This is a genomic window from Roseiarcus sp. (assembly GCF_052145395.1).
Lineage (GTDB): Bacteria > Pseudomonadota > Alphaproteobacteria > Rhizobiales > Beijerinckiaceae > Roseiarcus.
Genome location: NZ_JBKQOT010000826.1, coordinates 1 through 7,697, shown reverse-complemented (window position 1 = coordinate 7,697; position 7,697 = coordinate 1). Strand labels below are relative to the sequence as shown.

General features: G+C 65.4%; 9 protein-coding genes. 7 read left to right on the top strand and 2 right to left on the bottom strand.

The features are described from left to right. Positions 1–345: 345 nt before the first annotated feature. From tolQ to tolB, 5 genes are all read left to right on the top strand, one after another. Positions 346–1,074 (top strand): protein TolQ, encoded by a 729-nt coding sequence (gene tolQ / locus ACLP25_RS28575; protein ID WP_442472477.1) that lies wholly within the window; start codon positions 346–348, stop codon positions 1,072–1,074. Positions 1,075–1,087: 13 nt separating this feature from the next. After that, complete coding sequence (gene tolR / locus ACLP25_RS28570) at positions 1,088–1,534, top strand: protein TolR (protein WP_442472476.1); 447 nt, start codon at positions 1,088–1,090, stop codon at positions 1,532–1,534. 72 nt (positions 1,535–1,606) lie between these two features. Then, positions 1,607–2,500 carry a hypothetical protein gene (locus ACLP25_RS28565; RefSeq protein WP_442472475.1) on the top strand — a complete coding sequence of 298 codons (894 nt, stop codon included), beginning with the start codon at positions 1,607–1,609 and terminating at the stop codon, positions 2,498–2,500. A 33-nt stretch (positions 2,501–2,533) separates the two neighbouring features. Beyond that, a complete protein-coding gene (locus ACLP25_RS28560) occupies positions 2,534–3,082 on the top strand; it encodes a cell envelope integrity protein TolA (RefSeq protein WP_442472474.1) in 549 nt (182 codons plus the stop codon). Between the two features lie 43 nt (positions 3,083–3,125). After that, the gene (gene tolB, locus ACLP25_RS28555) at positions 3,126–4,448 is read left to right on the top strand and encodes a Tol-Pal system beta propeller repeat protein TolB (RefSeq protein ID WP_442472473.1); all 1,323 of its coding nucleotides are present in this window, start codon (positions 3,126–3,128) and stop codon (positions 4,446–4,448) included. 86 nt (positions 4,449–4,534) lie between these two features. On the opposite strand, the gene ACLP25_RS28550 is transcribed toward tolB, so the two are convergent. Continuing rightward, positions 4,535–5,572 (bottom strand): DUF1236 domain-containing protein, encoded by a 1,038-nt coding sequence (locus tag ACLP25_RS28550; RefSeq protein WP_442472472.1) that lies wholly within the window; start codon positions 5,570–5,572, stop codon positions 4,535–4,537. 294 nt (positions 5,573–5,866) lie between these two features. Here ACLP25_RS28550 and ACLP25_RS28545 point away from each other — a divergent pair, with 294 nt between their 5' ends. Both ACLP25_RS28545 and ACLP25_RS28540 read left to right on the top strand, forming a co-directional pair. After that, positions 5,867–6,127 (top strand): hypothetical protein, encoded by a 261-nt coding sequence (locus ACLP25_RS28545; RefSeq protein WP_442472471.1) that lies wholly within the window; start codon positions 5,867–5,869, stop codon positions 6,125–6,127. Between the two features lie 241 nt (positions 6,128–6,368). Further along, positions 6,369–7,073 (top strand): SDR family NAD(P)-dependent oxidoreductase, encoded by a 705-nt coding sequence (locus tag ACLP25_RS28540; protein WP_442472470.1) that lies wholly within the window; start codon positions 6,369–6,371, stop codon positions 7,071–7,073. A 92-nt stretch (positions 7,074–7,165) separates the two neighbouring features. Here the strand turns inward: ACLP25_RS28540 and ACLP25_RS28535 are convergent, their stop codons facing one another. After that, positions 7,166–7,540: a hypothetical protein gene (locus tag ACLP25_RS28535; protein ID WP_442472469.1), complete on the bottom strand. Its 375-nt coding sequence runs from the start codon at positions 7,538–7,540 to the stop codon at positions 7,166–7,168. Between the last annotated feature and the right edge of the window lie 157 nt (positions 7,541–7,697).

Here is a 7,697-nt window from a genome sequence, read left to right as displayed (position 1 = left end):
GATCGCCGCGGTCACGTGCAGCCACCGGATGAGCGCCGAACCCCATTCCCACGCATAGGCTTCCAAAGCCCCCATTCCCCATCTCCGCGCCGCCGCAAGTCCTTCGTGCCGCCACGATAACGGCGGCGTCACGGTTTGGGTAGCAGGGGACCGCGGCGCGCCGTCGCCTTGCGGTAATGCGAGCTTAACCCTATCAGGGGCCTTGATGGATCGAACAAACAGACGGCGGGAGATGGCGACCGCCAGCCCAAGTTTCGGCCCATTTGAAGGGCAGACCCCGCCCCGATTCCCGCTTCCGACGCCGGCGTTCGCGCCGCCCGCAGTCAAGAAGGTCTTGTTACGCCCATGAATCCTGCAGATGCAGCCGCTGCGGCCGCGACGTCGGACGTCGGTATTTTGTCGATGTTCTGGTCGGCCCACATCGTCGTCAAGGCGGTGATGCTTGGCCTCTTCCTCGCCTCGCTCTGGTGCTGGACGATCATTTTCGACAAGGCGCGCCTGTTCCGCAAGTTCCGCAACGAGATGGAGAATTTCGAGCAGGTGTTCTGGTCGGGCCGGTCGCTCGAGGAGCTCTACGCCTCGCTGTCGAGCCAGAACAATACGGGCGCCGCGGCCTTGTTCGTAGCCGCCATGCGCGAATGGAAGCGCTCGTTCCAGCAGGCGGCGGGATCGTTCCGCGGCCTGCACGCCCGCATCGACAAGGTGCTCGACGTCTCGATCGCGCGCGAGGTGGAGCGGCTCGAATCGAACCTGCTCGTGCTGGCCACCGTCGCCTCGGCGGGTCCGTTCATCGGCCTGTTCGGGACCGTGTTCGGCATCATGAACTCGTTCCAGTCGATCGCGGCGTCGAAAAACACTTCGCTTGCGGTCGTGGCGCCGGGCATCGCCGAGGCGCTGCTTGCAACCGCGCTCGGCCTTTTCGCCGCCATCCCGGCGCTGATCGCCTACAACAAGTTCCAGGGCGACGTGGCCAAGGCGCAGGCGCGTCTCGAAAGCTTCGCCGACGAATTCTCCTCGATCCTCTCCCGGCAGATCGATCACCATCTGTCGACCGAGCGGGCGAACGCGGCCTAGAGGGAACGTTCCGATGGGCATGGCGGTGGGCGGCGGCCAGAAGAGCAGCCGGGGACGGCGGGGCGTTCCGCGGTACGGCGCAATGGCCGACATCAACATGACGCCGTTCATCGACGTGATGCTTGTGCTCCTGATCATTTTCATGGTCGCGGCGCCGCTGCTGACGACGGGCGTGTCGGTCGACCTGCCGCAGACGAGCGCCGCGGCGCTCAACGTGGAGAAGAAGCCGGTCGCGATTTCGCTCAACGAGCAGGGCCAGCTCTATTTGATGGACCAGCCGATCGCCGACGCGGATCTCGTGCCCAAACTTCAGGAGGCGTCGCAAAACGACACGGAGCAGCGGATCTATGTGCGCGCCTCCAAAGTCACGCCCTACGGGCGGGTGGCGCAGATCATGGCGTCGGTCACCCAGGCAGGGTTCAAGAAGGTGGCCCTGGTCACCGAGCCGATGGGTCAGTAGCCGGGAGCGGCGTTGGACGAGCGGCGGTCATATTGGGCTTGGGCGGTCTCAAGCGCGCTCCATGGCGCCCTCTTGTTGCTCCTGATCCTCGGGTTTGCTTCGGCGCCGAAGTTCGAGGAGGGCCAGGAAGCGATTCCGGTGGAGACCGTCTCCGAGACGCAGCTCAACCAGATCATGAATGGCGAGAAGGACGCCAAGCCCGCTCCTGAGCCGCCGCCTGCGCCGAGGACCGAACCGACGCCGCCGTCTCCTCCGCAGCCGCCGCCAGAGCTGCGCAAGGCCGAGGAGCCCGCGCCGCCGCCGAAGCCGGAGCCGACGCCGCCGCCGAAACCCGAGCCGACGCCGCCGCCCAAACCCGAGCCAGCGCCGCCGCCCAAACCCCAGCCGGCGCCGCCGCCGAAACAGGCCGACATGCCGAGACCGCCCGAGCGCCCGAAGGAGCCCGCGCCCGAGAAGCCGAAGCCGGACGAGATCGCCAAGGTCGTCGAGCATGACAAGGCCGAGGCGCAGCCGACGCACGCCTACGATCCGAATGCGATCGCCAAGCTGATCGCTGCGAAACCGGCGCCCGCGTCGGGCTCGGGGAGCGCGTCAAACGCGCCGGCCGCGACCCCTCAGGGCCTGCCGCACCACAATGCGCCGCGGATGTCGGTGTCGATGGCTTCGGCGCTCGACGCCTGGCTCACCGAAAGCTACCTGAACTGCTGGACGCCTCCGCCGGCCATGCCGGACGGCGACGTTTACGTTGCGGAAATCAAGGTCGTCTTCAATCCCGACGGGTCGTTGTCGGCGCGTCCAGTCCTCCTGAACCCGCCGAACGACCCGGCTTGGAAGGCGCATGCCGAAAGCGCGATGCGCGCCGTGCGGAAATGCGACCCGCTCCACGTCCCGCCTGAATACGCGCCCTTCTTCGAGGAATGGAAAATCGAAACCATCCACTTCGATCCGCGCGACACCCAGGGCTGACCGCCCTCTTCACGCTTTAAGCGAGACCCGCAGATGACCACACGATCGATCCCTGCCCTTCCCCTGACGCTTGTCGTCCTCCTCGCGCTCGGCGCCGCCGGGTGCGACCTTTGGCCGTCGTCGAACGACACCGTCGCCAAGAACGCCGCCAAGGACGCGGCCAAGCCGGCGCCGACCTTGGCGTCTCTTCAGCCCGCGCCCGCCGCTCATGAGCCCGCGCCGCCCGCGCAAGCTCCGGCTCCGCCGCCGCCTCCGCAGCGCATGACGAACGCGCAGGAAGCGGATTTCGAATCCTGGATCGTCAGGACCTATCTCGGATGCTGGAAGCCGGCGGCGCAGCCTGCCGACTCTGACCCCTATTTCGCCCGCGTCAGACTGGCGTTCAAGCCGGACGGATCGCTCGCGAAGGCGCCGAAGCTCGTCAATCCACCGTCGGACCCGGCGCTGAAGTCCCTGGCGAAAAGCGTGATGCAGGCTGTGCAGTCCTGCAACCCTCTCCCCGTGCCGGCCCAATATCGCCCCTTTTATGAGCAATGGAAAACCAAGACCATCCAATTCAGTCCGCAGGTCGCCGCCCGATAAGGCCGGCGCCGCGCTGCCTGTCCTGTCAATACGAGTTTGTCTGATGTCGCTTGTGTCATTTGTTGTTCGCTTGTCCGCGCTCGTGGCCCTGGCGCTCACGCCCTTCGCCGCTGCGACGTCTCCGGCGAACGCCGATACGGGCGACATCTATGTTCACGCTGGCCAGAACTTCAAGCCGGTGAGCATCGCGGTGACCCCCTTCACCGGAGACGACGGGGCGGACAAGATCGGCAGCGTCGTCGCCAACGACTTCGGGCGCTCCATCTTCCTCTTGCCGGTCAACCCGTCGAGCTTCCCGGAGACGATCTCGAACCCGGACGCGCGCCCGAACGTCGATGCGTGGAAGGCCATCAACGCGCAATTCGTGCTGACCGGCCGCGTGCTGCGTCCCGACAATGACCATGTCACAGCCCAGTTCCGCCTGTGGGACACGGCGACCGGCGAGCAGGTGGCCGGCGAGCAATACACTTCGGAAGCGACCAACGCGCGACGAGTCGCGCATATGATTGCCGACACGGTCTTCTCGCGAGTCACCGGCGAAAAGGGCTTCTTCGATTCCCGCGTCGTGTTCGTCGACGAGAGCGGTCCGAAGGAGAAGCGCCGCAAGCGGCTCGCGGTGATGGACATGGACGGCGCGAACGTCAAATACCTCGGCGGCGGGGAAACGCTCGTGGTCACGCCGCGCTTCTCGCCCTCCGCGCAGCAGGTCGCCTACATGTCGTTCGGATCGGCCGACCCGAGGGTGACCCTTCTCAACCTCGAGACCGGCCAGCGCGAGGCGGTCGGCAACTTCCCCGGCATGACCTTCGCCCCGCGCTTCTCGCCCGACGGGCAAGAGATCATCATGTCGCTTTCGGACGGCGCGAACACCAATCTCTACACGATGGACCTGCGCTCGCGGGCGACGACGCGCCTCACCGACACGTCCGCCATCGACACCTCGCCGTCCTATTCGCCGGACGGGTCTGAGATCGTGTTCGAATCCGACCGGGGCGGCTCGCAGCAGATCTATGTGATGGCTGCTACCGGCGGACCGGCCAAGCGCATCTCTTTCGGCGAGGGCCATTACTCGACGCCGGTCTGGTCGCCACGGGGCGACCTCATCGCCTTCACCCGGATCAAGAACGGTTCGTTCGGCATCGGGGTCATGAAGCCGGACGGCTCGGGCGAGCGCATTCTGGTCGAGGGCTTCCACAACGAGGGCCCGACCTTCGCGCCGAACGGGCTCTACGTGCTTTTCTTCCGCGATTCCGGCGGGACCGGCGGCCCCAAGATCTATATGACCGACATTTTCGGCCACGGCGAGTTTTTGGTGCCGACGCCAAGTTACGCCAGCGATCCCTCCTGGGGACCGCTGATGCATTGAGGGAGGCAGAGCGTCGCGGCGACGCGTAGACGGAGATCAGCGAGCATGGCGCGCCGGCCAACGCCGGCGCCGCTCTTCTGAAGCCGTTACGGCGTCCCGCACGGGTTCAAGCGCGTCGTCGCGGCCATCGCTTGGGCGCCGCTGTTCATCGCCTCGCCGCCGCCCGTGTTGATCACCTCGACAACGTCCCGCGTCGACGGCTGAACGATGACGATCTCGTCGTTCACGACGACATAGTCGTAGTCCCGGTACTCCGGAACGAGATCGATGATCGTCACCGGCAGCGGCATCAGATCGACGCCGCCGGGCAGCCGCGCGCCGACGTTGACGTTGACGTTGACGTTCTGCGGAGTCGCGTTGGCCATCAAAGTGTCGGCGATCCGCGCCGCCTTGTCGTTCGTCAGATGAGCGTTGCCTTCGGCATGGACGTTCTTCGGGTCCACATGGGTTTCGCGCCGCGCGTTCTGGATCTCGCCCTGCCGATTGCTCTGCATTTCGGTTTGGCCTGTCTGGGCCTGGCCGGCTTGATTGGCGGGTTGCCGTTCGGCCGCGGTCTTGCCTTTTTCCTCCGCCGAGCTCTCGTTTCCGGTTGCCTGGCCGGTACGCTCACCCTCGCTCTTCTCGCGGCTCGTCTCGGCCTGGCCAGTGCGGTTGGCCTGTCCCTGGGTCGCGGCTGCGCCATTCTCGTGACTGTTCTGATGATCGTTCTGCACCCCCTGCGTGTTGGTCCGGCTTTCCTCGCCGGTGCGCTTCTCACCGTTCAACTTTTCCGTCTGCGCCTGATTGGCGCGCTCCTCGGTGGGGCGCTGGGAGCCCTGCGCGGACTTGCCCTCTTCGCCAGCAGCGTTTCGCGGCTGCTCTCCCATCTTCTCCTGGCCTTTCATGTCCTGGCCCGAGTGCTCACTGCGCTGGCGCTCCTCGCCGGGCGACTGCGCCTGCGCGCTCTGCCCGCGCTCCATCGCGCCATTCTGCGACGGCTCGCCCCGATGATTCTGAGGCCGCTCCATCTGCTGTCCCGCTGGCGCCTGATCCTGTCGTGGCTGCTCTTGGGCGGCGGCGAACCCCGCGGCCGCCACTGTCGTCAGGCCCGCGGCCGCCGCCGCGCCGATCCATGTCCTTCTCATGACGTCTCCCTGGAAATGCCGTTGCGAGGCCCTTCCTCGCAAGCCGTGGGGAAACTCCGGCCCGACATGAAGGTTCCAGATGGCCGATGGAATGGGCCTCCGACTGAGCAGTCTCCGCGCTCGGCCAGTGTCGATGTTCGCTCATTTGCGGCACAAGCCGCTCCGTCCTGACCCTTTCGGACAAGACTTCTTCAAACCAAGCCGCTTGAGCCGGGAGTCGGGCCGACTTCAGCTCCCGCGGAACTTTAGTTCGTTGATGGCGTTTGAAGACCTCCACCATGGAGGAGGAGCACTATGAACACGAAAACGAAACTGGCCGCCTTGGCGTTCTCCGGGCTTGCGGCGCTCGGGCTGTCGTCGCTCAGCGCCCAGGCGCGGATCGTATGCAACGAAGACGGCGCTTGCTGGCACGTCCACGAAGACTACGACTTCCCGCCCGGCGTTCATGTTGAGATCCATCCTGACGACTGGCGCTGGAAGGAGGGCGAGCGTCACGCTTGGAAAGAGCATGAAGGCCGGGGCTACTGGCATGGAGGCGAGTGGCAACCCTTCTGAGCAAAGGCAATTCTGAGGCAGGGTTCCACACGGTCGGGCGTATCTCTCTCCGGCCGCGTCGAGCGCGATCAGGAGATCGAGGTCGGCGTCCGGCATGAGGCGCCGAGGCGCAATCAAGCAGACCCGGCGTTGAACACAAAGACTCCTTCGCCCCGCGCGCCTACCGCTTGGGCGGCGAAGCGAATACATCTCCGACGTCCGGCTCGACCCGGACGTCGGATCCTGCAAAGGGAGAGTCTCGATGCCGCCTGCGGAAGACAACAAGCGCCTCCTCATCGTCGGCGCGTCGCGCGGCCTGGGCTATGCGATGGCCGAGGAGTTCTTGAGGCTTGGCTGGCGCGTCGTCGGAACGGTCCGCGCCGGCCCCCGAACCAAGCTCCACGATCTCGCTGACTCATCGGACGGGCGGATCGAGATCGAGACCGTCGACATCAACGCCCCGGACCAGGTTTCGGCGTTGCGCGCCGCCCTCGCAGGCCGCACATTCGACATGCTGTTCATCAACGCGGGCGTCACCAACAATCCGCAAGAAACGATCGCCGAGGTGACGACCGAGGAATTCGCGCGGGTGATGACAACGAACAGCCTGAGTCCGATGCGGGCGGTGGAGGCGCTCCAGGATCTCGTGCCGCCGACTGGCCTGATCGGCGTCATGTCGTCGGGCCAGGGCAGCGTCGCCAACAACACGGTCGGGATGCGGGAGGTCTATCGCGCCAGCAAGGCGGCGCTCAACATGTTCATGCGCAGCTTCGCGGCGCGCCACGCCGACGACCCGCGCGCGTTCGTCTTGATGGCCCCCGGCTGGGTGAAGACCGACATGGGCGGTCCAGAGGCCCGGCTCACGATCGAGGAGAGCGTGCCAAGCCTGGTGCGGACGCTGCTGGCCGCGCAGGGCCAGCCCGGGCTGCGGTATCTCGACTATCTCGGCCGCCCCGTCCCGTGGTGAGCGCCAGATGGATAGGGTGAGCGTAACCCTATCCAACGGGACGGCGGAAGCCCGACCTATCGCCGAAACATTCTGCGGCCCGCTGCGCCGGGCTAGCACATATTTGCCAAGAAATTTTGTGGGTTGCTCGGGTTCGGGGTCAGACTGTATGGGTTGACGACGCAGGCGTTGTAACCGCTCTCGAAGGGGCTGTAGCCGTGAAGGCCGCCGTTCCATGATCCGCCCGAGTGAAAACCGCCCCCGGCGAATCCCCGGCCGGTAAACATCCCGCCACCGCCGAAATGACCGCCGCCCCCAAGGCCGCCGCCGGGCGCGGCAAGCGTGGGCGAAGCGCCGAGGGAAAGAATCACGGCGACCGCCGCAAAGGAAGCAGTCAAGGCCTGCAAGGTTGACTTTCGCATGGTCGGTTCCTTTTCGAACAAACGAATGATGATAACGTCACGAAAGAAATGGCGCCTGCCGTCCATTTCGATAGAGAGACAAATTGGTCGATTGCGTTATGCTTAGGTATAAGCAGGCGGCGGCGACAAACCCAAGGCTACACTCGGGTGCACATATTTTACGGTGTTGAGTCTGGTCTATATTAAACTTAGCGGCATCTGTAAATTATAGGCCGGCTTCCTG

Bases quoted from the DNA above. Each gene is read 5' to 3' on its own strand.
- ACLP25_RS28550 (WP_442472472.1), bottom strand. From the start codon at position 5,572: ATGAGAAGGACATGGATCGGCGCGGCGGCGGCCGCGGGCCTGACGACA.
- tolR (WP_442472476.1), top strand. From the start codon at position 1,088: ATGGGCATGGCGGTGGGCGGCGGCCAGAAGAGCAGCCGGGGACGGCGG.
- ACLP25_RS28560 (WP_442472474.1), top strand. From the start codon at position 2,534: ATGACCACACGATCGATCCCTGCCCTTCCCCTGACGCTTGTCGTCCTC.
- ACLP25_RS28540 (WP_442472470.1), top strand. From the start codon at position 6,369: ATGCCGCCTGCGGAAGACAACAAGCGCCTCCTCATCGTCGGCGCGTCG.
- tolQ (WP_442472477.1), top strand. From the start codon at position 346: ATGAATCCTGCAGATGCAGCCGCTGCGGCCGCGACGTCGGACGTCGGT.
- ACLP25_RS28535 (WP_442472469.1), bottom strand. From the start codon at position 7,540: ATGGACGGCAGGCGCCATTTCTTTCGTGACGTTATCATCATTCGTTTG.
- tolB (WP_442472473.1), top strand. From the start codon at position 3,126: ATGTCGCTTGTGTCATTTGTTGTTCGCTTGTCCGCGCTCGTGGCCCTG.
- ACLP25_RS28545 (WP_442472471.1), top strand. From the start codon at position 5,867: ATGAACACGAAAACGAAACTGGCCGCCTTGGCGTTCTCCGGGCTTGCG.